This window comes from Streptomyces sp. cf386 (assembly GCF_900103585.1).
In the GTDB taxonomy this organism is placed as follows: domain Bacteria; phylum Actinomycetota; class Actinomycetes; order Streptomycetales; family Streptomycetaceae; genus Streptomyces.
This window is the reverse complement of the sequence record NZ_FNHV01000023.1, coordinates 79,889-105,621: the sequence shown is the minus strand read 5'-3', so window position 1 is coordinate 105,621 and position 25,733 is coordinate 79,889. Positions and strand designations below refer to the sequence as shown.

The following is a 25,733-nucleotide window of genomic DNA, read 5'->3' as shown; positions in this document are numbered from 1 at the left end:
AAGGTCACAGCTCCTCCCCCTGTCTGCGCAGCAGCCGCAGATACACGAGCGTCACCGCGAGCAGGATCAGCAGCATCACGATGCCGATCGCCGAACCCAGGCTGTACTGCGAGGACGCGAACGCCTTTTGGTAGGCGTACACGTTCAGCACGAGGTTCTGGCCCGCGATGCCGCCGCCGTTGGTCATGACGTAGATCTGGGTGAAGACCTTGAAGTCCCAGATCACCGACTGGATGGTGACGACCACCAGGATCGGCCGCAGCATCGGCGCCAGCACCGACCGCCAGATCCGCCACTGCGAGGCGCCGTCCAGCGCGGCGGCCTCCAGCACCTCGGACGGTACGGCGCGGATTCCGGCGTACACCGTCACCATCACGAACGGGAAGGAGCACCACACGACTTCGAGCAGGACGAGGAAGAAGGCGCTGAACCTCCCGTACGTCCATGAGTGGTCGCCGAGCCCCAGCACCCGGTTCACCGGCCCGAAGTCCGGGTCGAACAGGAACAGCCACACCGTCGACCCGGTGATGGCGGGGGTCGCCCACGCTCCCAGCGCGGCCAGCATCAAGGCCAGCCGCGGCACGGCACGCACGCGCGTGAGCAGCACGGCGAGCGCACAGCCGACGGCGAGGGTCGACACGACGCAGGCCGCCGCGAAGACGACGGTCGCCAGCAGCACCTGCCAGAACTGCTCGTCGCCGAAGAGCTCCGCGTAGTTCCCGAAGCCTTGGAAGGTGGTGGGCTCCCCGCCGCTGACCTGCGCCTGGGTGTAGTGGAAGAACGAGATCAGCCCGAGCTGGTAGATCGGGTAGACGAGCAGCCCGCCGAGGACGACGAGGGCGGGGGCGAGATAGAGCCAGGGCGTCCAGGTGGTGCGATTGGTCACCGAGGTCACCCGATGGTTCCGAACGCGTCGTCCATCTTCTTCGCGGCCTCCTCGGACGCCGCCGCCACGTCCTTCTTACCGCTGATGACCTCCTGGAACATCGTCGGCAGCACGAGCGAGGAGTCGATCTGCGCCCACGCGGGCGAGGCCGGCACGAACTTGGTGCCCGCGGAGAGCGTCTGCGCGAACGGCTTGACGTACGGCTCCTTGGCCGCGACCTGCTGCCGCACGTCCGAGAAGGTCGGCAGGAACCCCATCGCCTCGAACATCGAGCCCTGCGTCTTCTTCGAGGTGAGCTGCTCCATCAGTTCGACCGCCAGCGTCCGATGCGAGGTGCTCTTCAGCACACCGACGTTGTTGCCCCCGGCGAACGCGGGCGCGACGGACCCCGTCTTCACCCCCGGCAGCGGCACGACCGCGTACTTGCCCTTCACCTTCCCGGCCTCCACGGCCGTGTGGCTGAAGTCGCCGCCGATGGCCATGCCGGCCTTGCCGGCCGCGAACGCGGTGACCGTGTCGTTGCCGCCCATGCCCGCGCACTTGGCGGCCGGACAGTTGTCGTCGCTGAACAGGGACGTGTACGCCTTGATGCCCTTCTGGGCCGCCGCGCTGTCGATCGCCGAGGCGTAACTGCCACCCTTGCCCTCGGCGATCTCACCGCCGTTGGCCCAGACGAAGGGCATCGCGCCGTACGTGTACGCCCCGCCCACCACGAGCCCGTACAGCTCGGGCTTGGCGGCGCGGATCGCGCGGGCCGTCGTCGCCAACTCGTCCATGGTCTTCGGGACTTCGAGGCCGAGTTCCTCGAAGACGTCGGTCCGGTAGTACAAGGCGCGGACCCCGACGTAGAAGGGCGCGCCGTAGATCTTGCCGTCCACGGTGACGGACTGCTTGGCCGTGGGGTCGGTGTCCTTCGACTCGCTCCAGTCGCCGAACTCCTCGGTGACGTCGAGGAGTCCGCCGTCCTTCACATAGCCGGCGGTGTCGGTGTTGCCGAACTCCATGACGTCGGGCGCGGACTTCGGGTCGTTGAAGGCGGCCTTGACGCGCTGGGCGCGGGTCTCGATCGGTATGTACTCGACCTCGACCTTCGCGCCCTCGTGCTCCTTCTCGAAGGCGGCGACGACGGAGTCGACGACCTTCTCCTTCGGCTTGTTGCCGACTTCCTGGAAGAGCCAGACCCGCAGGGTGCCGGTCTTTTCGTCCTTGTCGGAGGAGGAATTGGAGGACGTCTGCGGGGCGCAGGCGGTGACGACGACGGCCGCCGCCAGAAGTACGGCCAGTCGGGAGGGGAGCTTCATGGGGGAGTTCCTCCGAGCGTGCGTTGCAGCATATGCAATGACGGTTTCGCTCTGTACAACGCCCGGAGCCTAGGGACTACATGAACACGTCCACAAGAGGTCTCAACCACTTCGTGACACGCAGAAGCCCCCGGGGCGCGCTCAAACGCACCCAGGGGGCTCGCGGAACTGAGGCCGAAGGCAGGGTTACTTCTTGTCGCCGCCCTTGCCCTTGTCGTCCCCACCGGCGCCCATGGACTCGTAGATCTCCTTGCACATGGGACACACCGGGTACTTCTTCGGGTCGCGACCAGGCACCCAGACCTTGCCGCAGAGCGCCACGACGGGGGTGCCGTCGAGGGCGCTCGCCATGATCTTGTCCTTCTGGACGTAATGGGCGAAGCGCTCGTGGTCGCCGTCGCCGTGGGACACCTGTGGCGTCGGCTCTACGAGGGTCCCCGTACCAGTCCCGCGCTCGGGCTCGAGAGTGCTCATAACGCCAAGAGTACTGAAGCTCACATGTTTCAGTTGAGCGACGGGTCGTCCGGGTACGTGGCCACCATCGCGAGCTCGTTGCGCTGGCGGCGCAGCACCTCACGCCACAGCCGTTCCGGGGACGGCGAGGAGACGTCGCCGGGTTCGGACTCGACGACGTACCAGGCGCCCTCCACCAGTTCGTCCTCCAGCTGACCGGGGCCCCAGCCGGCGTATCCGGCGAAGATTCTCAGACTGCCGACGGCCGGGGCGAGCAGCTCCGGCGGCGCCTCCAGATCCACGAGCCCGATCGCTCCGTGCACCCGGCGCCAGCCCAGCGGGGCGCTCTCCCCGTTCGCGTCGCCGGGGATGACGGCGACCCCGAGTGCCGAGTCCAGGGACACCGGACCGCCCTGGAAGACGACACCGGGTTCGCCGGCGAGGTCCGCCCAGCCCTCCAGGATGTCGCCGACGTCGACGGGGGTCGGACGGTTGAGGACGACACCGAGGGAGCCCTCCTCGTCGTGGTCGAGAAGGAGCACCACCGCGCGGTCGAAGTTCGGGTCCGCCAGGGCGGGCGTGGCCACGAGCAGCCGCCCTGTGAGCGAGGACACCTCGGTCATGCCAGACATGATCCCGCATCTTCCCTTCGTGTGGGGAGGCAATGCCGGTTCGGGAGTGAATGCAGCCATGAATTGAAGGAGCGGCCTGGTAAGGCCTCGTTTGAGGGTGGTGGTGGGAGACGGGAGGGCGGAAAGAAGCGGTGCCCGGCGCACGATCACGATGGTGACCGCTTGTGCCCGACGGCGAACGGTTCGTGTTGTGACAGAGCTATGACGTTCCTGAGCCGTACTCGGGCTTACAGAAGGGGGGGCGTCGGCGATTACCCTTTCCCTCCTGGCCCCTGCCCAACTCATCGGAACGCGAGATACATGACCGTCAACGACGATGTCCTGCTTGTCCACGGCGGAACCCCGCTGGAGGGCGAGATCCGTGTCCGCGGTGCGAAGAACCTCGTACCGAAGGCGATGGTCGCCGCCCTGCTGGGCAGCGCGCCAAGTCGACTGCGCAACGTGCCGGACATCCGTGACGTGCGTGTCGTACGCGGGCTGCTGCAACTGCACGGGGTGACGGTCCGTCCGGGTGAGGAACCGGGCGAGTTGGTGATGGACCCGTCCCACGTGGAGAGCGCGAACGTCGCCGACATCGATGCCCACGCCGGGTCCAGCCGCATCCCGATCCTCCTGTGCGGTCCGCTGCTGCACCGCCTCGGCCACGCCTTCATCCCGGGCCTCGGTGGCTGCGACATCGGCGGCCGGCCCATCGACTTCCACTTCGAGGTGCTGCGTCAGTTCGGCGCGACGATCGAGAAGCGGGCCGACGGGCAGTACCTGGAGGCTCCGCAGCGGCTGCGCGGCACGAAGATCCGGCTGCCGTACCCGTCGGTGGGCGCGACCGAGCAGGTGCTGCTGACGGCCGTCCTCGCCGAAGGCGTCACCGAGCTCTCGAACGCGGCCGTGGAGCCGGAGATCGAGGACCTCATCTGCGTCCTGCAGAAGATGGGCGCCATCATCGGCGTGGACACCGACCGCACGATCCGCATCACCGGTGTGGACTCGCTCGGCGGCTACAACCACAAGGCCCTCCCGGACCGCCTGGAGGCCGCCTCGTGGGCGTCCGCGGCGCTCGCGACCGAGGGCAACATCTACGTCCGTGGCGCCCAGCAGCGCTCGATGATGACGTTCCTCAACACCTACCGGAAGGTGGGCGGTGCCTTCGAGATCGACGACGAGGGCATCCGTTTCTGGCACCCCGGCGGCCAGTTGAAGTCCATCGCCCTCGAAACGGACGTGCACCCCGGCTTCCAGACGGACTGGCAGCAGCCGCTGGTGGTGGCCCTGACGCAGGCGACCGGCCTCTCGATCATCCACGAGACGGTCTACGAGTCGCGCCTCGGCTTCACCTCCGCGCTGAACCAGATGGGCGCCCACATCCAGCTCTACCGCGAGTGCCTCGGCGGCTCCGACTGCCGCTTCGGCCAGCGCAACTTCCTGCACTCCGCGGTCGTCTCGGGCCCCACCAAGCTCCAGGGCGCCGACCTCGTCATCCCCGACCTCCGCGGCGGCTTCTCGTACCTCATCGCGGCCCTGGCGGCCCAGGGGACTTCGCGGGTGCACGGCATCGACCTGATCAACCGCGGCTACGAGAACTTCATGGAGAAGCTCGTGGAGCTGGGCGCGAAGGTGGAACTGCCGGGCAAGGCACTCGGCTGACGGCGATCTCCTGACTCCGGCCGGGGACACGCGGTCTTCGGCTGGGGGTCCGGGGGTTATCCCCCGGGAAGACACAGCATGGAGAAGCTCGTGGAGCTGGGCGCGAAGGTGGAGTTGCCGGGCAAGGCACTCGGCTAAGTCCAGCCAAATCCAGCCCGGCCGGCGTTCGCGGCCACTGGAAAGCGAAACCACGATGGGGCGGCACCCGGAATCCGGGGCCGCCCCATCAGCGTTCTACTACAAGCCGCACACCGTCCCGTGGTGTACAGACGGCAAGGTCACTTGCCCTTGGCCGCTTCCTTGAGCTTGCTGCCCGCGGAGACCTTCACGCTGTAGCCGGCCGGGATCTGGATCGGGTCGCCGGTCTGCGGGTTGCGGGCGGTGCGAGCGGCACGGTGGGTGCGCTCGAAGGTCAGGAAGCCGGGGATGGTGACCTTCTCGTCGCCCTTGGAGACGATGTCGCCGACGACCTCGGCGAAAGCGGCCAGCACGGCGTCGGCGTCCTTGCGGGTCACCTCGGCGCGGTCGGCCAGCGCGGCCACCAGCTCACTGCGGTTCATGTTGTTACTCCCGTGTTCATTTGCCTTGAGGCGTGCCACGCGGCGGAGCCGCTTGTCGGCACAGCGATGTCGATGCTGCCAGGGCCCTGGGAACTCCCCGGACCCGGGTCCGTCGTCAGACCCTCGCGCCCAGAGACGCATCCTGCCCCTACCTGCGGCGGGAAAGCCAATCCGGCGCCCGGAGGAGTCGCGAGAACACCCTTGGGTGTCACACGAAGAGAGGGCCCAAGCTTGGCCGTCACGATAAACGGCGGCCAGATGCCCTTGGTTCCACGACGCGCCGTTACAAGGGCTTGCCGTGGCGATCCTCACAGCCCACCCACACTTTCGGGGCTGTGAGGCGCCGATCCCAAGTGGTTACTCGGCCGACGTCACCGCGGACGCCGACTTCGCCGCCTCCCGCACCGCCCCGGCGACCGCGCCCGCGACCTTGTCGTTGAAGACGCTCGGGATGATGTAGTTCGGGTTCAGCTCGTCCTCGGTCACCACGTCCGCCAGCGCCTTCGCGGCCGCGAGCATCATGTCGGTGTTGACCGTGCGGGACTGCGCGTCCAGCAGACCGCGGAAGACACCCGGGAAGACCAGCACGTTGTTGATCTGGTTCGGGAAGTCGGAACGGCCCGTGGCCACAACTGCGGCCGTCTGGCGGGCGATTGCGGGGTCGACCTCGGGGTCCGGGTTCGCGAGCGCGAACACGATGGCGTCGTCGGCCATGGCGGCCACGTCGTCGCCGTCGAGCACGTTCGGGGCCGAGACGCCGATGAAGACGTCCGCGCCGCGCACGGCCTCCTTCAGCGTGCCGGTCAGGCCCTCGGGGTTGGTGTTGTCGGCGATCCAGCGCAGCGGCGAGTCGGCCGGGGCCTGACGCAGGTCCTCGCGGCCCGCGTGCACGACGCCGTGGATGTCGGCCACGACGGCGTTCTTCACACCCGCGGCGATCAGCAGCTTGAGGATGGCCGTACCGGCCGCGCCGGCGCCGGACATGACGACGCGAATGTTCTCGATCGCCTTGCTCGCGACGCGAAGTGCGTTGGTCAGAGCGGCCAGGACGACGATCGCCGTGCCGTGCTGGTCGTCGTGGAAGACGGGGATGTCGAGGGCCTCGCGCAGCCGCGCCTCGATCTCGAAGCAGCGGGGCGCGGAGATGTCCTCGAGGTTGATGCCGGCGAACCCGGGGGCGATCGCCTTGACGATCTCGACGATCGCGTCGGTGTCCTGGGTGTCGAGGCAGAGCGGCCAGGCGTCGATGCCGGCGAACCGCTTGAAGAGGGCCGCCTTGCCCTCCATGACGGGCAGCGCGGCCTTCGGGCCGATGTTGCCGAGGCCCAGCACCGCCGAGCCGTCCGTCACAACCGCAACGGAGTTGCGCTTGATGGTGAGGCGGCGGGCGTCCTCGGGGTTCTCGGCGATCGCCATGCAGACGCGGGCCACACCCGGCGTGTAGATCATCGAGAGGTCGTCACGGTTGCGGATGGGGTGCTTGGACGCCATCTCGATCTTGCCGCCGAGGTGCATCAGGAACGTACGGTCGGAGACCTTGCCGAGCGTGACGCCCTCGATGGTGCGCAGCTGCTCGACGATCTCGTCGGCGTGCGAGGTCGAGGTCGCCGCGATGGTGACGTCGATGCGGAGCTTCTCGTGGCCGGAGGCGGTCACGTCGAGGCCGGTCACCGAGCCTCCGTGGGACTCGACGGCTCCGGTGAGCTGGGAGACCGCGGTTCCGCTCGCGGGCACCTCCAGCCGGACCGTCATCGAGTAGGAGACGCTGGGCGCCGTTGCCATGGCCGACTTCCTCTGCTTTCACCGTGTGTCGCTGTTCGCCGTCCGATCGTCGCACCTACCGCTGAGTAGGAGTTAGCCGGGCGTGGATTGCGAACGTATTGTTCGCCACGTCTTCGCATGAAAAGAGGCCCACGTCACATCGTGACGTGGGCCTCTTCAACGTTCATGACACCGACCCGCCATGCTCGCCTCGCGGCAAGTGGTCGCTCGTAGCGACGAAGGTTGGGCCCGGGGGCTTGGATCGAGCCGGTGCCACACCCAGGCTAACAAACCGATCCCGTAAGGCCATTCCCGTACCGGTAGTTCATCCGGATCAATCTCGCAGGAGGTCGGGCACCCCGGTCGCGTCCGGCTCGTCCCGCTCCGCCGACACCACCGTGAGCTGCTGGGTGGCCCGGGTGAGCGCGACGTACAGCACGCGCAGTCCGGCCGGTGACTCGTCCGCGATCTCGGCCGGGGAGACGACGACCGTCGCGTCGTACTCCAGGCCCTTCGCCTCCAGGCTGCCGAGCGCCACGACCCGGTCGCCCAGCCCGGCCAGCCATTTGGCCGCCTCCTCGCGCCGCTGCATGGCGACGACCACTCCGACCGTGCCGTCGACCTGGTCGAGCAGCCGGGCGGCTTCCTCGCGGACGGTCTGCGCGAGGGAGTCTCGTGCGACGGTGCTGCGTGCATTGTTCGTTGCCACGAAACGGGGCTGTACGCCGGTGGAGCGGACCGCCGACGGTGACGTGGAGCCCGGCATGGCGAGGGCCAGTACCTTCGCCGCGAGCTCGGCGATCTCGGCCGGGTTGCGGTAGTTCACGGTGAGCTGGAAGCGGCGGCGCGGGCGGCTGCCGAGGGCCTCGTCGCGGGCCTCGGCCGCCTCGTCCACGTCGGACCAGGACGACTGGGCCGGGTCGCCGACGACCGTCCACGTCGCGTGCCGGCCCCGGCGCCCCACCATCCGCCACTGCATCGGCGTGAGGTCCTGGGCCTCGTCGACGATGACATGGGCGTACTCGACACGCTCGGCCGCCAGCCGCTCGGCGCGCTCGCGCTGCGACTCCTCGCGGACCGGCATCAGCTCCTCAAGGCCGGTGAGCTGGTCGAGCGGGTCCAGTTCGCGCTTCTTCCGGGGGCGGGCCGGGGTGCCGAGGATCGCCTGGAGCTCGTCGAGCATGGCGATGTCGTGCACGGAGAGGCCGTCCCGCTTGAGCGAGCGGGCCACCTTGCGGATCTCGCCGGGGTTGAGGATCCGGCGGGCCCAGCGGCCGAGGCGGCGCTCGTCGGCCATCGCGTCCAGGACGGCCTTCGGGGTGAGCTCGGGCCACCAGGCGTCGAGGAAGGCGAGGAAGCTGTCCTCCGAGGTCACGTCCTCGTCGAAGGAGGAGCGCAGCTCGGCGGCCAGTTCCGGGTCGGTGTGGCGGGAGGCGCCGCCGGACTGCGCCCACAGGGCGTCGAGCAGCAGCTTGCGGGCGCGCGGGCGCAGCAGGTTCACGGGGGCCGTGCCGCCGAGGGCGGTCCGGCGGATACGTTCCAGCGCGTCGGCCTCCAGCTCCAGGCGGCGCCCGAAGGCGACCACGCGCAGCCGCGTGGGCGGTCCGGCGGGGGTCCGCGCGGGTGCGTCGGCGTCGGTGTCGTCGTCGCCGAAGGCGAGCTGCCCGGTGCGGTTCGCCCCCGCGTCACCGGCGGGGGGCCGGCCGGGAGCGGTCCCGCCTCCCGGTCCCCCCTCCAGCGCGCCCCGCGCCGCCTTCCGCAGCACCTTGAGCATGCGGTACGAGCCCTTGGCGCGGGCCACGGCCGGGGAGTCGTACAGCGTGGCCTCGGCGCCGTCGACGAGGGAGCCGATCGCGCGGATGGCGACCTGGCCCTCCTCGCCGAGGGACGGGAGCACGCCTTCGGTGTACGCCACCAGCAGCGGGGTCGGCGAGACGATCAGGATGCCGCCGGAGTACCGGCGCCGGTCCTGGTAGAGCAGGTAGGCGGCGCGGTGCAGGGCGACGGCGGTCTTGCCGGTGCCGGGGCCGCCCTCCACGTACGTCACGGAGGCGGCGGGGGCGCGGATGACCAGGTCCTGCTCGGCCTGGATGGACGCCACGATGTCCCGCATGGTGTGGCTGCGGGCCTGGCCGAGGGCGGCCATGAGGGCGCCGTCGCCGATGACGGGCAGCTCGTGCCCGCCGAGGGACGCCTTGAGCTCGGGGCGCATGAGGTCGTCCTCGACGCCGAGTACGCGGCGCCCCTTGGAGCGGATGACCCGGCGCCGTACGACCCGCCCCGGATCGACCGGGGTGGAGCGGTAGAAGGGCGCCGCGGCCGGGGCCCGCCAGTCGATGACCAGCGGGGCGTAGTCCTGGTCGAGCACACCGATCCGGCCGATGTGCAGGGTCTCGGCGATGTCGGCGGTGTTGTCCTCGCGGACCGCGCCCTCGGCGGGTTCGACCGCGGTGTAGGCACCGTCCGGCCCCTTCTTGCCGTCCCTGCCGAGCAGCAGGTCGATACGGCCGAAGAGGAAGTCCTCGAACTCGTTGTTGAGCCGGTTGAGGTGGACACCCGCCCGGAAGACCTGCGCGTCCCGCTCGGCGAGCGCGCCGGGTGTGCCGACCTGGCCGCGCTTGGCCGCGTCGTTCATCAGGAACTCCGCCTCGTGGATCTTCTCCTCGAGGCGCTGGTACACGCGATCCAGGTGTTCCTGTTCGACGCTGATCTCTCGGTCTCGCAGGGAGTCTTCGAGCGCGGTTTCCTGTTGAGCCTGAGCGGCCACCGGGCCCCCTTCTGACGTGCTGGGCAGCCGTCAACCGTACGCGAAGGGGACCCGGAAAAGCTACGGCGACTACGCGTCGACCTCGACGAGCTTCTCGCCGTCCTGCGTCACGACCTCGAACTTGTCGATGTCATTGACGCTCGGCGCGGCGCCGCCGCCGATGTAGAGCGGCTGCTTGGACTGCTCGGTCTTGCCGTCCGGGAGGCCGTAGCCCCACTTGCCGACGGTCCAGGAGGCGACGGTCCAGCGCTCGCCGTTGTCGCCGATGGCGATCAGGGAGCACTTGAGCGGGCCCTTGACGCCCTTGAGTTCGAGGAAGGCCGAGGTGCCCCAGTCCTTCTCCGCCATGGCGACGGTCGCGCTGACGCCGGTCGTGGCGTCCTTGCCCGACACCTTGGTCTCCATGGAGTCGAAGATCTCCTTGGCGGAGCTCGACAGGACACGCGGCTGGTCGCTGCCTCCGGAGTCACCACCGCCGGCGGCCATCGCGGCGAACGGTCCGCCGACGATCAGCGCGGCCGACGCGGCGACCATGTAGAAGCTGCGCCGGCGCTTCTGGGCGCGGCGCTCGGCGACCTCGTCGACGAGCTTGTTGACCAGCCGTGGGCTGGGCTTCGCCGACAGGGACTCGCCGATGGCGGGCGAACCGGATCCGGGCAGGTCCGCGAGCGCGGCCAGCATCGGCTCCATTCCGGCGAGCTCGTCCAGCTGCTGGGCGCACCATTCGCAGGTCGCGAGATGCGCTTCGAAAGCGGTTGCCTCGGCGTCGTCGAGAATCCCGAGGGCGTAGGCGCCGACGGTCTCGTGCTCGCTCGGAACCGGATGTCCCTGCATGGGGCCAGACATACCCGAACCGCCCATCCCGAATCCCTGGTTTCCCCCGTAAACACTCATCACGCCGTCACCCCCCGCTCCTCCAGAGCCAGCTTCATCGACCGCAGGGCATAGAAGACCCTGGAGCGGACGGTGCCACTGGGTATGCCCAGCGTCTCGGCCGCCTCATTGACCGTACGCCCCTTGAAGTACGTCTCGACGAGCACCTCCCGGTGGGCGGGGGTCAGGTCGTCGAGTGCGTCCGACAGCGTCATCAGCCACAGCGCCTTGTCGATCTCGTCCTCCGCGGGGATGACCTCCAGCGGCGACGGATCGACCTCCTGCGGCCGGGCCTGCCGGCTGCGGTGGCCGTCGATGACGATGCGCCTCGCGACCGTCACCAGCCAGGGGCGTACCGATCCGGTCGCTCGATTGAGCTGCCCGGCGTTCTTCCAGGCACGGATGAGCGTCTCCTGCACGACGTCCTCTGCTCGTTGCCGATCACCGGCGACCAGTCGAAGGACATACGCAAGGAGGGGTCCGGCGTGCTCTCTGTACAGCGCACGCATCAGCTCCTCATCTGGTTCCGAGGGCTGGGACATGCGATGTCGGGCCCTCGATCCACGTTCATTGGCCACGACGGAATCCTTGCGCACGCCCACCTCCGATGTCCGGGGGTTCCCCCAGTCGGTCGCTCGACTACCCGTACGGAAGGGGCCCGTTGAGCGTTCAAAGTGAGGCGACAGTTTTCTGCGGAGTGACGTGACGAGCGGGACATGGCAGCACATTCCCACCGTGCGATCTTTACATTTCCGTCACATCGGCAAGATCGAATCCGACCTTCCCTACGGGTGCGTAGGTAAACGGCATGTAATCGAAATCACTTCGACTGCCGTTTCACAGAAGGCGCATAACGGACCATCAGGCGCGGGCGAGGGCCGCGCGACGACGGTGCCGGGCGACCCTTTCGCGGTTCCCGCAGACCTCACTGGAACACCAGCGCCTCCTGCGCCCCCGGGACGAATCGAGATAAACGATCGGACAGTTGTCCCCCTCGCACTCCCTCAGCCCGGCCCGCGCGACCGGATCGGTGAGCAGCTCCAGGGCGTCGCGCGCGAGGGCGCCGAGCAGGGCGGCGCCCTCGGGCGGATGATCCAACTCCCGGACCAGGGTGCCGTCTTCACCGCGTACGGCACGGGGGGCCGGGGGCGCGGCAAGGGCGATGTCGTTGACCCGGGCGAGCGCGAGGTCGTACGACGGCCAGGGCTCGGGATTGAGGCCGCCCCGCACCAAATGCCCGACAAGTCCGCGCAGTTCGCGGAAGGTGACCAGCCAGGAGGCGTCGGCGTGGGCGAGCGGCGTGTCCGGCGGGACCAGCCCCGCCCGGGCGATCCAGGCGCACAACACCTCGACGGAGTCGAACCGTTCCTCGGGGTGCGTGGTCGCGAGGAGATCCAGACAGATCCGTCCGGCGTCGAACCGCAGCTCGTACGCGTCCGTGGCCAAACCCAGTGCCATGTGCCTGTCACCGCCTAGGGGTCACCCCGGTCAGCAGGGGTCGGTGAGGTGCCGTGAGGAGGGCTGGGGGAACCGTTCCCTCTAACAGTGCCTGCCCGCTCGCGGAGCCGGAACCCCTCGTACCGGGGTTGGCGCTGGACGACCGCGTATGGGGCTGCGCGTGACGGCCATGTTCGGACGCGGTGAGGGTCCGTTGACTGGAGGACATGACACGGAACAGCACACTTGTGGGAACCGTACTGGGCGCGGCCACGGTAGCCATGGGCCTGATCGCCGGGGCCTTCTACATCTTCGCCTGCGGGGTGATGCCGGGGTTGGCGCGCAGCGATGACCGGGTGTACGTCGAGGTCATGCGTGACATCAACGACGCGTTCGAGAACCCGGTGTTCTTCCTGAGCTTCATCGGGGCGCTGGCGCTGACGGGGGTGTCGGCCTGGCAGGTGCGCGAGGCGCCGTACCGGGGGTGGGTGTGGGCGGCCGCGACGGCGTACGCGCTCGCCTTCTTCGTCACCGTCGCCTTCAACATCCCGCTGAACGACGGCCTGAAGGGGACCGGTGATCCGGCGGCCCTGCGGGAGGAGTTCGAGGGTCCGTGGCTGGCCTGGAATGCACTGCGGGCGGTGCTGGCGACGGTGGCGGTGGGGTGCTTGGCGCGGGCGCTGGTGGATTACGGCCGCTCTCGGCGCCCGTCAGCGCATTCCAGCCCGTCCGGCGCTTGAGGACGAGGCCCATTCGGGGCCGAAAGCGGGGGCGCCTGGGGGCTGCGAGCCCCCAGCGAGGGCGACACCAACGCCGGGTGCCTCCTCACACGTCCGCGTACTTCGCGTCCGCCGCCGGATCCAGCGCCAGCCGATACCCCCGCTTCACCACCGTCTGGATCAACTTCGGCGCCCCCAGAGCCGTCCGCAGCCGAGCCATCGCCGTCTCCACCGCGTGCTCATCGCGGCCGGCGCCCGGCAGCGCACGCAGCAGATCCGCCCGGGCCACCACCCACCCCGGCCGTCGGGACAGGGCCCGCAGCAGGGACATGCCCGCGGGCGGCACGGGACGTAGCGCCCCGTCGACCAGGACCGCATGGCCGCGGATCTCCACCTGGTGCCCGGCGATCGGCAGCGACCGGGCCCGGCCGGGCAGCTCCTGGCACAGCAGCTGGACCAGCGGACCGAGCCGGAAGCGTTCGGGCTGGACCGTGTCGACTCCGTGGGCCTGCAGTGGCAGCGCGGTGACGGGGCCGACGCAGGCCGGAACGACGTCGTGGTGGAGGGCGGCGAGCAGCTCCGGAAGCAGCCCGCGTTCCTCGGCACGGGACAGCAGGGACGCGGCGGCGGGTGCGCTGGTGAAGGTCAGGGCGTCCAGGCCGCGGGAGACCGTGGCGTCCAGCAGGCGGTCGACCGGGCCGATGTCCTCCGGCGGCAGCCACCGGTAGACCGGCACCCCGAGCACCTCCGCTCCCGCGGCCCTGAGCGCCTCCACGAATCCGGGCAGCGGCTCACCGTGCAGCTGGATGGCGATACGGCGCCCGTCGACGCCCTCCTCCAGCAGCCGGTCCAGCACCTCGGCCATGGACTCGCTGGACGGCGACCACTCCTCGGTCAGCCCGGCGGCCCGGACCGAGCCCTTGACCTTGGGGCCGCGGGCGAGCAGCTCGACGCCGCGCAGCCGTTCCAGCAGGTCCTCGCCCAGTCCCCACCCGTCGGCGGCCTCGATCCAGCCCCGGAAGCCGATCGCGGTCGTGGCGACCACGATGTCCGGCGTCCGCTGGATGATCTCCTTCGTGGCTGCGAGCAGCTCGCTGTCGTCGGCGAGCGGCACGATGCGCAGGGCAGGGGCGTGCAGGACGGCCGCGCCGCGCCGCTGGAGCAGGGCCCCGAGTTCGTCGGCCCGGCGCGCGGCGGTCACGCCCACGGTGAATCCCGCCAGCGGCCCGTGTTCCGATTGCTGCTGTTCGTCGTACATAGCTCTCGTCCCGCTCGAGATGTGGTGCGTGCGCCAGGCGGTCGCACCGTGGGAGTTCCTGACTTCACCCAGGGTGTTCACACCTGCATGCCGATCGAGCCTGTCAACGGTGCGTGACAGGCTCGGTTCGGCTTCATGTCGGCAGTGTTACGTCACACCTCGGCGTAGCTGAGCTGCGGCTTTGCCTCTGTCGCCGATGTGGCGTGGGTCTCGGAGGCGGCCGGGCGGCGAAGGTATACGGCCCAGGTGACCGCGAAACAGACGCCGTAGAAGGCGAGGAAGGCGACGAAGGCGCCGGTGCCGGAGCCCACGGTGAGGAAGGACTGGCGGAAGGCGAGGTTGATGCCGAGTCCGCCGAGCGCGCCCACCGCGCCGATGAGACCCATGGAGGCACCGGACAGGCGGCGGCCGTAGGAGGCGGCCTCCTCACCGGTGAGCCCCTTGGCGGCAGCCTTCGCCTGGAAGATGCCGGGGATCATCTTGTACGTCGAACCGTTGCCGAGGCCGGTCAGCACGAACAGGGTGATGAACGCGGTGGTGAACAGCGGCAGCGACTTCTGCATCGAGGCCACGATGATGACCGAGGTCGCGGCGGCCATGCCGACGTAGTTCCACAGCGTGATCTTCGCGCCGCCGAACCGGTCGGCGAGCGCGCCGCCCAGCGGGCGGATCAGGGAGCCGAGCAGCGGGCCGATGAAGGTGACGTAGGCGGCCTGGAGCGGCGTACGGCCGAACTGGGTCTGCAGGACGAGGCCGAAGGCGAAGCTGTAGCCGATGAACGAACCGAAGGTGCCGATGTAGAGGAAGGACATGATCCACGTGTGGGCGTCCTTGACGGCGTCCTTGGCGGCGCCGGTGTCGTTCTTGACGGACGAGATGCTGTCCATCTTCAGCCACGCGAGGACGGCCGCGATCACGATGAACGGGATGTAGATCCCGAGCAGCACCCGCGGGCCCCCGCTGGCGCCGATCACCGCGAGACCGATGAGCTGCACCACGGGCACGCCGATGTTGCCGCCGCCGGCGTTCAGGCCGAGCGCCCAGCCCTTCTTGCGGAGGGGGAAGAAGGCGTTGATGTTGGTCATGCTGGAGGCGAAGTTGCCGCCGCCGATGCCGGCCAGCATCGCGCACAGCAGGAAGGTGGTGAACGACGTTCCCGGCTCCATCACGGCGAACGCGGCGACCGTCGGCACCAGCAGCAGACTCGCCGAGATGACCGTCCACATCCGGCCACCGAAGACGGCGACGGCGAAGGTGTAGGGCACGCGGACGATGGCGCCGACCAGTGTGGCCATCGACACGATGAAGAACTTGTCGGCGGGGGTGAGCCCGTACTCCGGCCCCATGAACAGCACCATCACGGACCACAGGGTCCAGATCGAGAACCCGATGTGCTCGGAGAGCACCGAGAAGAAGAGGTTCCGGCGGGCAACCTTCTCACCGGTCTCGTTCCAGAAGGCCTCGTTCTCGGGGTCCCAGTGGTCGATCCAGCGGCCTCCCCTGCTCGCGGCGGGGGCTGTGCTAGGGGCTGTCATGGCGCCTCCACGGTCTTCGGGGCTCGGTCGCGCTTGAGTGGCTGGTCCCGAAGGTAGGGAGGGCGCGTTTCCGGGCTGTGGCACCGGGTGACCGGAAAGGAACTTTGCTCTCACCCGGCGCGGAGGGCGGATGAGAGGTTGTGTTGGTCGTCCCTATATAAGGACGAGATATGGGGACGGGATGGGGGACGGGTCGTCGGGGGACACCCGGTGCATGGACATTGAGGATATAGGGGGCGAAGAGCAACCCCCTCCCCGTCAGCGCTGCGGGGGCTGCCAGTGGGGGTTCTGCTGCGGGTGGGGCGGCTGAGGCGGCTGGGGGCTCTGCTGCTGGGGGTAGGGCTGGGGCTGGCCGTAGGGCGGCTGGGGCTGGCCGTAGGGCGGCTGCGGCTGCTGGGGCGTGCCGTACGGGCTGCCCTGGGGCTGACCGTAGGGTCCGGGCTGGTTGCCGTACGGGCCGGGGGCGGCGGGCTGCGCGGGATACGCACCCGGCGCGGCAGGTTGAGCCGGGTAGGCGCCCGGCGCCGCGGGCTGACCGGGGTACGCACCCGGCGCCGGGTGCTGGCCGTACGGCCCGGGAGCCTGCTGCCCGTAACCACCCGGCGTGCCCGGGGCGGGCGCCTGGTTGCCGTAGGGACCGGCCGCGAACGGGTTGCCGTGCCCCGGCAGCTGCCCGCCGGGCGGCAGATAGCGCACCCGCCCGGTCTCGTCGGTGATCGGCGCGAACCCGGCGGCCTGCAGCCGGGCCGCGAACTTGGCGTTGCGCTTGCGGTTGACGGCGAAGCCGATGCCGATGATCGCCATGAAGAGCGCCCACACGATGACCGCCGTGATCCAGGCGGCGGCGTCCCCGCCCAGCCGCACGCCGAGGATCCCGGCGCCGAGGGTGAGGCCGATGGCGCCGTAGCCCATCCGCTTCTCGGCGCTCTTGCCGGTGAGATCGAAGTTGATGCGGGCCTTGAGGAGCTCGAAGGCGTCGGGCACGAGGGGCGGCACGGACACCCCGTCACTGGCGTTCGGGTACTGCGCCCAGTTCTGGCCGGCGCGGGCGCGGGCCTGAGGGCTGGGGTCGGGCGCGATCAGCATGACGAGCGCGTTGTTGCGCCCGGCGCTCTGCCGTACGTCCACGTACTCGTACCCGAACTGCTGGGCGATGAAGGCCAGCCTGGCGAGCTTCTTCACGGAGGCCAAGGGGCTGGTGAGCTCGACGGGCTCTCCGCCGGCCATCAACCGCAGCATCTTCTGCACTTGCCGCTTGCTCATCAGCGCCTGCTCCCCACCGACCACCGGGCCACTCGGCCCCTCGGGCCACCCCGTTCACTTGCGCAACATCGTCAGTGTTCCACGGAGGTCTGACCGTGCGGAACCTCGGTCGGCGGGGTTCACAGGCTGTTGGCGGTTCAGTACCGGGAACGCCGTGCCCTGCGGCCGGTGCGCCCCTTGGAGCCGTCCGGCCACACCTGCGGCCGCCTCTTCGCCGCCAGATCCTCCGCCCACCCGAACCACACGATGCAGCTTCCGATGAGCACCCAGGTGAAGGCCAGTACCGGCCACGGGCTCTCCAGCAGCCAGGAGAAGTGCATCCACATCACGTCGATGCCCCACAGCTGGTCCCACATCGTCGCGGCGATGAGGATGCAGATGTTGTGCCACAGGTAGATCGTCACCGCACGGGAGTTGAGCAGGGTGATCACCCGGTCCCAGCGGCGCAGGCGGCGCGGCCACTCGGACCAGGAGGGGCTGAGGTGGAGCAGCAGCATGACCGTGCCGAAGGACCAGAGGGCCTGGGCCATGGGCATGCTGTCGAGGTCGTTGCCCTCGCCGAAGTCGTGGTTCAGGGCGTACCAGAGGCCGACCGCGGCGAAGATCGGGGCCACGGAGGGGACGACGTAGCGCGGGATCCGGCGCAGGATGCCCTCCTGGTGGGCCATGCCGAGGATCCAGCAGGCGCCGAAGGTGCTGAAGTCCGTGAGTGCGGACGGGATGCGCTCGCCGGGGAGGGTGATGTAGCCGAAGTTGAACGCCGCCGACAGCGCGAGGGGCGCGAGGAGCGTCGCCAGCGGCATCGCGCGCAGCGCCTTCAGCAGGAACGGTGAGAGCAGGACGTACCAGAGGTAGGCGCGGATGTACCAGAGCGGTCCCGCGAGGTCGACGGCCCAGTTCTCGCCGAGGAAACCGTGGATGCCGGGGAGGCCCTCGGCGTACGGCGGGTCGCTGAGCGGGACGATCCAGTAGGCCAGGTGGATCCACCACCAGCCGGGGTGGCCGTCGACGTCCGGACCCCAGCCCTGGATCACCATGCCGGTGACCCCGACCACGCCCAGCAGCCACAGCGGGGGCAGGAGGCGGCGTATGCGGCTCCTGATGACCTGCACGGGCGGGCGCTTCAGGGAGCGGGCCATGAGGTTGCCGGCGAGGGCGAACATCACGCCCATGGAGGGGAAGACCAGGGGGAGCCAGGCCCAGCCCGTCAGGTGGTAGAGGACCACGCGGAAGAGGGCGAGGGCGCGCAGGAGGTCGAAGTAGCGGTCGCGGACCGGGGTCGGCCGGGCGGGCTGCTCAGGCGGCGCCGAGTCCGACGGCAGGGTGGGTGCGGTGGTGGGAGGGTTCATCGGACCGGCCTTTCGTCCATGACCTGTCGGCGCTGCGTCGGCACGGTCGGCGGTGCGGACACCCCGCCCTTGCGCCGCAGCTTCTGCCAGCGAAGACGGCCGCCGGTGAGGGCCGTGATCCAGGACTGGAGCAGGACGACGTACATGAGCTGTCGGTAGAGGATCTGCTGGAGCGGGAGGGAGATCAGCGGGGTGAGGCGCTCGCGGTCCAGGACGAAGGCGTAGGCCGCGCAGGCCGCCTGGATGGCGAGGACGCCGAACCAGGCCAGGATCGTCTTCTCCGTGGGCCCGAAGACCAGGCCGTAGATGAGGAACACGTCGATCAGGGGGGCGAGGAGCGGGGCCAGGACCATGAAGAGGGACACCAGGGGCAGGCCCACCCTGCCGAAGCGGCCCGACGGCCCTCGTTCCACCAGGGCGCGGCGGTGCTTCCAGATCGCCTGCATGGTGCCGTACGACCACCGGTAGCGCTGCGACCACAGCTGCTGGACGGACTCGGGCGCCTCGGTCCAGGCCCTGGCCTTCTCGGCGTACACCACGCGCCAGCCGTCGCGGTGGATCGCCATGGTGATGTCGGTGTCCTCGGCGAGGGTGTCGTCGCTCATGCCGCCGACCCGTTCCAGGGCCGAGCGGCGGAAGGCGCCGACCGCGCCCGGGATCGTCGGCATGCACTGCAGGACGTCGTACATACGGCGGTCCAGGTTGAAGCCCATCACGTACTCGATGTGCTGCCAGGCGCCGATGAGGGTGTCCTTGTTGCCGACCTTGGCGTTGCCCGCGACCGCGCCGACGCGCGGGTCGGCGAAGGGCTGGACGAGTTCGCGGACCGTGGCCGGTTCGAAGACGGTGTCGCCGTCCATCATCACGATCAGGTCGTAACGGGCGTTCGCCAGGCCGCGGTTGAGCGCCGCCGGCTTGCCCGCGTTGAGCTGGCGGATGACGCGGACGTTCGGCAGGCCCAGCCCCTCGACGATCCGGGCCGTACCGTCGCTGGAGCCGTCGTCGATGACGATGATCTCGATGGGGTACTCGCTGCGCATCAGCGACCGCACGGTGTCTTCGATGCACTTGGCCTCGTTGTACGCCGGGACCAGCACCGACGCCGGTTCGGTGACCGGCGCGTTCGGGCCCCAGACGAAGTCGCGGCGGCGGGTGCGGCGGGCGTGGAGGGCGGAGAGCAGCAGCATCAGGCCGAAGCGGCCGATGACGAGGGAGCCGATGGCGGCGAGTCCGACGACCAGGATCGCGGTGATGTTGTCGGAGGCGTCGACCAGGAAGACCCAGGCCTTGCCCTTCCACAGCTCCAGACCGGTGACCTCGGTGTGGGCGCTGGGCGCGCTCAGGGCCTCGGTGAGGTTCTGGAACTCGTAGCCCTTGCTCTTGAGTTGGGGAATGAGCTGGTCCAGCGCCTGGACCGTCTGGTGCCGGTCGCCGCCGGAGTCGTGCATCAGGACGATCGCGCCCTGGCCGCTCTTGGGCGTGGAGTTGCGGATGATCTGGTCGACGCCCGGCTTGCGCCAGTCCTCGCTGTCGGTGTCGTTGACGATGGTGATGTAGCCGCGGCCGCCGATGTACTCGGTCACCGGCCAGGAGTTGTTGTCCATGTTCTCGGACTTGGACGAGTACGGCGGCCGGAACAGCGAGCTGCGGATGCCGACCGCGCCCGCGAGCGCGAGCTGGTTCTGGGACAGCTCCCAGTCGATGCGCTTCTTGGACTGGTAGGAGAGGTCGGGGTGGTTGAAGGTGTGCAGGCCGATCTCGTGCCCCTCGTCGACCATGCGCTGGACGAGGTCCGGGTAGCGGGAGGCCATCGTGCCGGTGATGAAGAAGACCGCGTGCGCGTCGTTCCGCTTCAGGGCGTCCAGCACCTTCGGCGTCCACTCGGGGTCGGGGCCGTCGTCGAAGGTGAGGACGACGCTGTTGTCCGGCACCCGCAGCGTGCTCGCGTCGCCGTCGCGGGTGTCGATGACGGGGCCGCCCTTGAGGATCTCCTGCGGCACCTTGTCGTTGGCCGCGGCGGGCCGGATGCGGTAGTCGGCCAGGATCTCGCTGTGGACGTAGCCGCGCAGCATCAGCATCGCCATCAGGGCGACGAGGACGAGCGAGGGCAGAAGCAGACGCATGGGCACGCGGCGGCGCCGGGAGCCGTCGGGGGCTCCCTTCGCGGGCCCGTGACGGCGGGTGCGGGATGCCATCAGAGGGTGTACTCCGGGGACGGGGCGGCGGGCGCGGGAGCGGAGGTGTCCGGCTCCTGCGCGATGGGGCTGGGGTCGTTCGGGCCGTTCGCGACCGTCCCGGTGGCGGGTTCGTCGGTGGTCGCGGGATCGGTCGGCTCCTCGGTGGGGCCGCCGCCGTCCGTCGGGCTCGGGTCGGGGTCGGGGGTGGTGGGCTGGGTGGTGGGCTCGGGGTCCGGGGTGGGGTTCGTGCCCGGGTTGACGGTGGTCTTGGTGGGGCTCGGCTTCGGGTCGGCGGACGCGCCGGGGTCGGCGCTGGTGGACGCGCCGGGCGCGGTGGCGTCGGCGCCGGGCGACGGGGTCGCGTCGGTGCCGGCCGTCGGGGAGGTGCCCGGGGAGACGCTGCCGGTGCCGGAGGGCTGCGGGGCCGACTCGGCGGGCAGCGGCGGGGTGTCGACCTGGCCGGCCGGCTGCTCCTTGGGAGGCTCCACCGGCAGCCAGGGCGCGTCGGAGTTGCCGGACAGCAGGGTGGCGACGATGACCACGGCGTAGACCGCGCAGGCGAGGCCCACGGCCATGCCGATACGGCGGTAGAGGCGGCTGCGGCGGCCCGACTCGTCGACGAACACCGGTCCGTCGGAGGCCTCGCCGCCACCCGGGGCGTCCTTGGCCGCGCGCAGCATGTTGTCCAGCTGGAGGCCGACGCCGTCGAGTTGGATGGTGACCTCGTGCGGGTCGTGGGTGGCGCCTGAGCCGGTGGTGCCGTGCCGCGCGTCCGGGCGCGCGGGCTCCTCGGGCTCTTCGGCCTCCGCCCACGGATCGCGGACCGCGGGCATACGCGTCGTCTCACCGGCAGGCGGGTGGGCGTTGTTCCTGAAAGCCGAGGGCCGGTCGAAGGCCGACCAGCCGTCGAGTATCTCGGTCTGTCCGGTCCCTCTCGTCCCCGTCTCGGACCGGGAGCGCGGGCCCCGACCAGGGACCTCGGTCTCCCCGGTCACCGGGAAGGCCTGGGTCGCCTGGACGTCACTCTTCGAGCCCTCCGGGGAAGTACCGCCCCCGGACCCCGATGCGACCTCGGGCCACTCCGGTTGGGCGTCTTCTCGCCACTTCTTCACGCGCACGCACATCCCCCCACGGGACCGTTCTGGGTGCGCGCACGACACTGAGCGCCCGTCGCCGTACCGAGCCCCCACCCGGCCGAGCGCCCCCCATTACCACAAACGTGCTCAGGCCAAGAATGTAGCGCACGCGGAGGTTTTGTGTTTGCCGAGTGTCAGTTGTGGACGTTCATCGTGTCCAAATCGATGGCTGGAATCCATCCCCCGGCGGGGCGCCGCAGCCACCCCTCCTCGGCCGCGATCTGCGCCGCCGCCCGTCGAAGGGCGTCGAATGCGGGGTGCACCAGGCCCTTTCGCCATACCAGTGACACGGGTGACAGGGGCACGGGGTCGATCAAGGGGCGCTTCACCGCCCCGGGCATGGCCGGAAATTCGATGACGGCCAGGACGGGGGTCCGCATCTTGGCCATGATCCGCTGGAACTCCTCGGCGCCGACGGCGAGCGGCGCGGGCGCGGCGACCTCGATGCCCCGTCCGTCGAACAGCCGGTGCGCGAGGTCGGTCCACTCCGGCGTGCGGGGGTTGCCGGCACCGGCGTACACGGTCTCGCCGGCCAGCGCTGCCAGCGGCACCCGTTCCAGTTCGGCCAGCGGATGGTCCTCGGGCAGCAGGATCGCCATGGGCTCACAGCGCACCGGCTGATGGTCGAGGCCCGCCCGCAGCGCCGGGTCCAGCCCGGCGAACCGCCCGAAGGAGGCGTCCAGCCGCCCCGCTACCAGCTCGCCCGCGGCACCCGTCAGACCGCTCTCGTAGCGGGCCATCAGTTCGTGCTCGGGGGCGAGTTCGCGGGCCCGCCGCAGGACCTTGTGCCCGGTGGCCATGCCCGGCGAGTTCAGGTCCACCAGCAGGGGCCGGGCCTGGCCGAAGGCGGCGAGCAGGTCGTCCTGGGCCTGGAGGGCACGGCGGGCGTGCGGCACCAGCCGCTCGCCGTCGGCCGTCAGCGTGACCTGCCGGGTCGTCCGCACGAACAGCTCGGTGCCCAGCTCCCGCTCCAGCCGCCGTACGTCCCGGCTGAGCGCCTGCTGGGCGACGTACAGCCGGGCCGCGGCCCGCGTGAAGTGCAGCTCCTGGGCCACGGCGAGGAAGGCGCGCAGGAGGCGGGGGTCGAGATGAGCGGGAGCGGACATGCGGCGAACTTACAACGCGGGTGCGTGAATCCGTGCCGAGCAGGTGTTGGACCCCTTGATCCACCGCGGGCGACGGTGGAGTCATGCCGCAACAGCCGTACGAGAATGCCCCAAAGACCCTGAAGACACCGAAGACCGCGAATCCCGGCCCGTACCGCCGGCTCTTCGCCCGCCCCGGTGTCCGCGCCTTCACCGTCGGGAACCTCGTCGCCCGGCTGCCCATGGGCATGTTCAGCGTGAGCGCGGTCGTGATGATCGCCGGGACGCGGGGGTCGTACGCCCTCGCCGGCGCCGTCACGGCGACCGGCCTCGCGGCGACCGCGCTGGTCGCCCCCTGGACCGCGCGGCTCGTCGACCGGTACGGCCAGGCGCGGATCGCGGTGCCCGCCACGCTCCTCGCGGCGCTGGGTGAACTCGCGCTGGTGCTGTGCGTACGCCACGACGCCCCCGCCTGGACCCTCTTCGCCGCGTACGCCGCCACCGCGACCATCCCCAACACCGGCGGTATGTCCCGCGCCCGCTGGGCCCATCTGCTGAAGGGCGACGCCGAGTCCCTGCACACCGCGAACTCCTTCGAGCAGGCCGCCGACGAACTGTGCTTCATGCTGGGCCCGGTGCTGGCGGCCTTCCTGTGCGGGACGTTCTTCCCGGAGGCGGGGACGCTGGTCGCCGTGGTGCTCCTGGTGACCGGCGTGCTGGTCTTCACCGCCCAGCGGTCGACCGAGCCGCCACCTCAAGGCCGTACGGCCGGCATATCGGTGCCGTCGCCGTTCCGCGCCCCCGGCATGCCGCCGCTGCTGGCCGTCTGCCTGGCCATGGGCGCGGTGTTCGGCTCGACGGAGGTCGTCACGATCGCGTTCGCGGACGCGGAGGGCCACCGCACGGCGGCGGGTGCGGTGCTCGCGCTCCAGGCGGCCGGGTCCTGTGCGGCGGGCCTGTGGTTCGGCCGGCTCAGGCTGTCCGGTCCCGCCGAGCGCCGCTACGCCTGGTGCATAGCGGCGATGACCGCCCTGCTGACGCTGCCTCTGCTCGCCGCGTCCGTCGCCGGTTCGCTCCTGCTGCTGTCCGTCGCCCTGCTGGTCTCCGGCATGGCCACCGCGCCGACCATGATCACCAACATGGCCCTGGTCCAGCAGCGCACCCCCGACGGCCGCCTGAACGAGGGCATGACCCTCGCGGTGACCGCGCTGCTGGGCGGTATCGCGTGCGGCGGCGCGGTCGGCGGCTGGGTGGTGGAGCACCTGTCCCCGACGACGGCATACGGCGTCCCGGTCACGGCGGCAGCGGCCGCACTACTCATCGCCCTGGCAGCAACGCCCTCAGGGGCACGGGCTGAATCAATGTGCGGCTCCGCCGCGTGGGCGCGACCAGCCACAACGGCGCAGCGGACAAACAACGACACATCGCGGCACTCGCCTCCGACCGCCTAGCCCCGCGGAGCGATCCGCGCCCGCGCCGGCCCCTTCGCCATCAGCGTGATCCCCGCCCCGACCGGCACCTCCCCCGCCTCCGCATCCTCGAACTCGAACTCCCGCAACAGCACCGCCAGCCCGAGCACCGACTCCAGCATCGACAGGTGCTGACCTATGCAGGCACGCGGCCCGCCCCCGAAGGGGAACCATGCGTAGCGTGGACGCCCCGCCTCCGCCTCCGGCGTGAAACGGGTGGGGTCGAAGCGGTCCGGGTCCGGCCAGTAGCCGGGGTGGCGCTGGGTGACCCAGGGGCTGACCAGGAGGTCGGCCCCGGCCGGGATCCGTACGCCGTCCACCTCCGCGTCGGCGACCGAGCGACGGCCGATCACGGGCGCCGAGGGATACAGCCGCATCGCCTCCTTCAGCACCATCGTCAGATACGGCAACGCCTCCATGTCCTCGGCCGTGGGCGCCCGTCCGCCGGGACCGCCGAGCACCCGGTCCACCTCGTCCCGCACGCGCCGCTGTTCCTCGGGATGCCGGGCGAGGAGATGCAGAGCGAAGGCCAGCGCGGTGGCGGTCGTCTCATGGCCGGCCAGCAGGAAGATCAGCACCTGTTCACGGAGTTCGTCGGCGTCGAGGCTGCCGTCCTCGGCGTTCTCGGCGTGCACGAGGAGGGTGACCAGGTCGTCGCGGTCGTGCCGGTCGCGGCGGTTGTCGATGATGCCGTCACACAGCGCGTACAGCTCCGCCTGGAGGCGTGTGGCGCGGCGGTTGGCGGGGGTGGGCCAGGTGCGGGGTGCCTTGATCGGCGAGAAGCCTCGCTTGAGCGAGTACTCCTGGAGCGGCGGCAGGGTGCGCTCGATCACCTCGAACGCCTTGCCCACATCCGTGCCGAACAGGATCCGGCCGACGACGTGCAGCGCGAACCGGTGCATCTCACCCACCAGTTCCACGGTCCCGCCCGGCACCTCCCGCCACCCGGCGGCCAGCGCGACCGCCTCCTCGGCGACCTGCTGCGCGTAACCGTTCACCCGGCGCCGGGTGAACAGCGGCTGCACGAGCCTGCGCTGGCGCAGGTACGCGTCGTCCTGGCTGGTGAGCAGCCCGTTGCCGACCGACTGGCGCAGTTCCTCGTAGAAGACGTTGTCCTTGCGGAAGTTGGCTGCCCGCGTCGCCAGTACCTGCTGTGCACCCTCGGCGGAGAACACCGCGTAGACGTCGGACCGCAGCCCCGGCGGCCCTGCCCGGAAACGCACCACGTCGCCATGGTCGCGGCGTGCCCGCAGATAGGCGGCGAGGGGGTCGTTCAGCAGGTCGATCATGGAGCCGAGCAGGGGGTGCCCCGCCACGATCGGCGCCGGGGCGGTCGTCGTCATCGTCATGGCTCCCCCATTCCCGCACGAGCCATTGACGCACCCTCAGCCCACACATACCTTCGACAAACGAGTAATCGAAGCGCTTCGA

The 25,733-nt window shown here is 70.2% G+C and carries 21 protein-coding genes; 3 read left to right on the top strand and 18 right to left on the bottom strand.

Going from position 1 to position 25,733, the window contains the following annotated elements:
• Positions 1–4: 4 nt before the first annotated feature.
• The 4 genes from BLU79_RS39870 to BLU79_RS39855 form a co-directional block, all read right to left on the bottom strand.
• Positions 5–895 carry a carbohydrate ABC transporter permease gene (locus BLU79_RS39870; protein WP_093910924.1) on the bottom strand — a complete coding sequence of 297 codons (891 nt, stop codon included), beginning with the start codon at positions 893–895 and terminating at the stop codon, positions 5–7.
• Positions 892–2,187, bottom strand: a complete 1,296-nt coding sequence (locus tag BLU79_RS39865) for an extracellular solute-binding protein (protein WP_093910923.1) — start codon at positions 2,185–2,187, stop codon at positions 892–894. Before BLU79_RS39865 ends, BLU79_RS39870 begins: the two co-directional genes overlap by 4 nt.
• 186 nt (positions 2,188–2,373) lie before the next feature.
• Positions 2,374–2,661, bottom strand: coding sequence for a DUF3039 domain-containing protein (locus tag BLU79_RS39860; protein WP_031478284.1), 288 nt, complete (start codon positions 2,659–2,661; stop codon positions 2,374–2,376).
• A 29-nt stretch (positions 2,662–2,690) separates the two neighbouring features.
• A complete protein-coding gene (locus BLU79_RS39855; protein ID WP_177001353.1) occupies positions 2,691–3,263 on the bottom strand; it encodes a YqgE/AlgH family protein in 573 nt (190 codons plus the stop codon).
• A gap of 309 nt (positions 3,264–3,572) precedes the next feature.
• Here BLU79_RS39855 and murA point away from each other — a divergent pair, with 309 nt between their 5' ends.
• The gene (murA, locus tag BLU79_RS39850; protein WP_093910921.1) at positions 3,573–4,913 is read left to right on the top strand and encodes a UDP-N-acetylglucosamine 1-carboxyvinyltransferase; all 1,341 of its coding nucleotides are present in this window, start codon (positions 3,573–3,575) and stop codon (positions 4,911–4,913) included.
• 278 nt (positions 4,914–5,191) lie between these two features.
• On the opposite strand, the gene BLU79_RS39845 is transcribed toward murA, so the two are convergent.
• The 6 genes from BLU79_RS39845 to BLU79_RS39820 all read right to left on the bottom strand — a co-directional run bounded on the left by BLU79_RS39845 (position 5,192) and on the right by BLU79_RS39820 (position 12,332).
• The gene (locus BLU79_RS39845) at positions 5,192–5,473 is read right to left on the bottom strand and encodes an HU family DNA-binding protein (protein WP_004000874.1); all 282 of its coding nucleotides are present in this window, start codon (positions 5,471–5,473) and stop codon (positions 5,192–5,194) included.
• Positions 5,474–5,830: 357 nt separating this feature from the next.
• On the bottom strand, positions 5,831–7,255 hold the full coding sequence (locus BLU79_RS39840) for an NAD-dependent malic enzyme (protein ID WP_093910920.1): 1,425 nt from the start codon (positions 7,253–7,255) through the stop codon (positions 5,831–5,833).
• Between the two features lie 313 nt (positions 7,256–7,568).
• Positions 7,569–10,001 carry a HelD family protein gene (locus BLU79_RS39835; RefSeq protein WP_093910919.1) on the bottom strand — a complete coding sequence of 811 codons (2,433 nt, stop codon included), beginning with the start codon at positions 9,999–10,001 and terminating at the stop codon, positions 7,569–7,571.
• Between the two features lie 69 nt (positions 10,002–10,070).
• Complete coding sequence (locus BLU79_RS39830; RefSeq protein ID WP_093910918.1) at positions 10,071–10,895, bottom strand: anti-sigma factor family protein; 825 nt, start codon at positions 10,893–10,895, stop codon at positions 10,071–10,073.
• Complete coding sequence (locus BLU79_RS39825) at positions 10,895–11,416, bottom strand: sigma-70 family RNA polymerase sigma factor (RefSeq protein ID WP_010039908.1); 522 nt, start codon at positions 11,414–11,416, stop codon at positions 10,895–10,897. Before BLU79_RS39825 ends, BLU79_RS39830 begins: the two co-directional genes overlap by 1 nt.
• A 319-nt stretch (positions 11,417–11,735) precedes the next feature.
• Positions 11,736–12,332, bottom strand: a complete 597-nt coding sequence (locus BLU79_RS39820) for a CGNR zinc finger domain-containing protein (RefSeq protein WP_093910917.1) — start codon at positions 12,330–12,332, stop codon at positions 11,736–11,738.
• Positions 12,333–12,559: 227 nt separating this feature from the next.
• Between BLU79_RS39820 and BLU79_RS39815 the strand changes: the two genes are divergently transcribed.
• Positions 12,560–13,051, top strand: coding sequence for an anthrone oxygenase family protein (locus tag BLU79_RS39815; RefSeq protein WP_371132028.1), 492 nt, complete (start codon positions 12,560–12,562; stop codon positions 13,049–13,051).
• 85 nt (positions 13,052–13,136) lie between these two features.
• On the opposite strand, the gene BLU79_RS39810 is transcribed toward BLU79_RS39815, so the two are convergent.
• From BLU79_RS39810 to BLU79_RS39780, 7 genes are all read right to left on the bottom strand, one after another.
• Entirely contained in the window at positions 13,137–14,288 is a 1,152-nt protein-coding gene (locus tag BLU79_RS39810; protein WP_093910915.1) for a uroporphyrinogen-III synthase, read from the bottom strand.
• A gap of 152 nt (positions 14,289–14,440) precedes the next feature.
• Positions 14,441–15,823 carry a nitrate/nitrite transporter gene (locus BLU79_RS39805; protein ID WP_093910914.1) on the bottom strand — a complete coding sequence of 461 codons (1,383 nt, stop codon included), beginning with the start codon at positions 15,821–15,823 and terminating at the stop codon, positions 14,441–14,443.
• Between the two features lie 258 nt (positions 15,824–16,081).
• Positions 16,082–17,086 (bottom strand): hypothetical protein, encoded by a 1,005-nt coding sequence (locus BLU79_RS39800; RefSeq protein WP_093910971.1) that lies wholly within the window; start codon positions 17,084–17,086, stop codon positions 16,082–16,084.
• 137 nt (positions 17,087–17,223) lie between these two features.
• The gene (locus BLU79_RS39795; RefSeq protein WP_093910913.1) at positions 17,224–18,435 is read right to left on the bottom strand and encodes an acyltransferase family protein; all 1,212 of its coding nucleotides are present in this window, start codon (positions 18,433–18,435) and stop codon (positions 17,224–17,226) included.
• Positions 18,432–20,630: a bifunctional polysaccharide deacetylase/glycosyltransferase family 2 protein gene (locus BLU79_RS39790; protein ID WP_093910912.1), complete on the bottom strand. Its 2,199-nt coding sequence runs from the start codon at positions 20,628–20,630 to the stop codon at positions 18,432–18,434. The genes BLU79_RS39795 and BLU79_RS39790 overlap by 4 nt, the downstream gene beginning before the upstream one ends.
• A complete protein-coding gene (locus BLU79_RS49790; RefSeq protein WP_177001351.1) occupies positions 20,630–21,724 on the bottom strand; it encodes a hypothetical protein in 1,095 nt (364 codons plus the stop codon). Before BLU79_RS49790 ends, BLU79_RS39790 begins: the two co-directional genes overlap by 1 nt.
• A gap of 158 nt (positions 21,725–21,882) precedes the next feature.
• Positions 21,883–22,854 (bottom strand): LysR family transcriptional regulator, encoded by a 972-nt coding sequence (locus BLU79_RS39780; protein ID WP_093910910.1) that lies wholly within the window; start codon positions 22,852–22,854, stop codon positions 21,883–21,885.
• A gap of 83 nt (positions 22,855–22,937) precedes the next feature.
• Between BLU79_RS39780 and BLU79_RS39775 the strand changes: the two genes are divergently transcribed.
• Entirely contained in the window at positions 22,938–24,284 is a 1,347-nt protein-coding gene (locus BLU79_RS39775; protein WP_256333633.1) for an MFS transporter, read from the top strand.
• Here BLU79_RS39775 and BLU79_RS39770 read toward each other — a convergent pair.
• Positions 24,281–25,651, bottom strand: coding sequence for a cytochrome P450 (locus BLU79_RS39770; protein WP_093910909.1), 1,371 nt, complete (start codon positions 25,649–25,651; stop codon positions 24,281–24,283). The two genes, BLU79_RS39775 and BLU79_RS39770, sit on opposite strands and share 4 nt — an antisense overlap.
• Positions 25,652–25,733 lie beyond the last annotated feature (82 nt).

What these genes read in the sequence shown, in the direction of transcription:
- BLU79_RS39865 (WP_093910923.1), bottom strand. Translation starts at nt 2,187, where the DNA reads ATGAAGCTCCCCTCCCGACTGGCCGTACTTCTGGCGGCGGCCGTCGTC.
- BLU79_RS39860 (WP_031478284.1), bottom strand. Translation starts at nt 2,661, where the DNA reads ATGAGCACTCTCGAGCCCGAGCGCGGGACTGGTACGGGGACCCTCGTA.
- BLU79_RS39855 (WP_177001353.1), bottom strand. Translation starts at nt 3,263, where the DNA reads ATGACCGAGGTGTCCTCGCTCACAGGGCGGCTGCTCGTGGCCACGCCC.
- murA (WP_093910921.1), top strand. Translation starts at nt 3,573, where the DNA reads ATGACCGTCAACGACGATGTCCTGCTTGTCCACGGCGGAACCCCGCTG.
- BLU79_RS39845 (WP_004000874.1), bottom strand. Translation starts at nt 5,473, where the DNA reads ATGAACCGCAGTGAGCTGGTGGCCGCGCTGGCCGACCGCGCCGAGGTG.
- BLU79_RS39840 (WP_093910920.1), bottom strand. Translation starts at nt 7,255, where the DNA reads ATGGCAACGGCGCCCAGCGTCTCCTACTCGATGACGGTCCGGCTGGAG.
- BLU79_RS39830 (WP_093910918.1), bottom strand. Translation starts at nt 10,895, where the DNA reads ATGAGTGTTTACGGGGGAAACCAGGGATTCGGGATGGGCGGTTCGGGT.
- BLU79_RS39825 (WP_010039908.1), bottom strand. Translation starts at nt 11,416, where the DNA reads ATGTCCCAGCCCTCGGAACCAGATGAGGAGCTGATGCGTGCGCTGTAC.
- BLU79_RS39820 (WP_093910917.1), bottom strand. Translation starts at nt 12,332, where the DNA reads ATGGCACTGGGTTTGGCCACGGACGCGTACGAGCTGCGGTTCGACGCC.
- BLU79_RS39810 (WP_093910915.1), bottom strand. Translation starts at nt 14,288, where the DNA reads ATGTACGACGAACAGCAGCAATCGGAACACGGGCCGCTGGCGGGATTC.
- BLU79_RS39805 (WP_093910914.1), bottom strand. Translation starts at nt 15,823, where the DNA reads ATGACAGCCCCTAGCACAGCCCCCGCCGCGAGCAGGGGAGGCCGCTGG.
- BLU79_RS39800 (WP_093910971.1), bottom strand. Translation starts at nt 17,086, where the DNA reads ATGAGCAAGCGGCAAGTGCAGAAGATGCTGCGGTTGATGGCCGGCGGA.
- BLU79_RS39795 (WP_093910913.1), bottom strand. Translation starts at nt 18,435, where the DNA reads ATGAACCCTCCCACCACCGCACCCACCCTGCCGTCGGACTCGGCGCCG.
- BLU79_RS39790 (WP_093910912.1), bottom strand. Translation starts at nt 20,630, where the DNA reads ATGGCATCCCGCACCCGCCGTCACGGGCCCGCGAAGGGAGCCCCCGAC.
- BLU79_RS39780 (WP_093910910.1), bottom strand. Translation starts at nt 22,854, where the DNA reads ATGTCCGCTCCCGCTCATCTCGACCCCCGCCTCCTGCGCGCCTTCCTC.
- BLU79_RS39775 (WP_256333633.1), top strand. Translation starts at nt 22,938, where the DNA reads ATGCCGCAACAGCCGTACGAGAATGCCCCAAAGACCCTGAAGACACCG.
- BLU79_RS39770 (WP_093910909.1), bottom strand. Translation starts at nt 25,651, where the DNA reads ATGACGATGACGACGACCGCCCCGGCGCCGATCGTGGCGGGGCACCCC.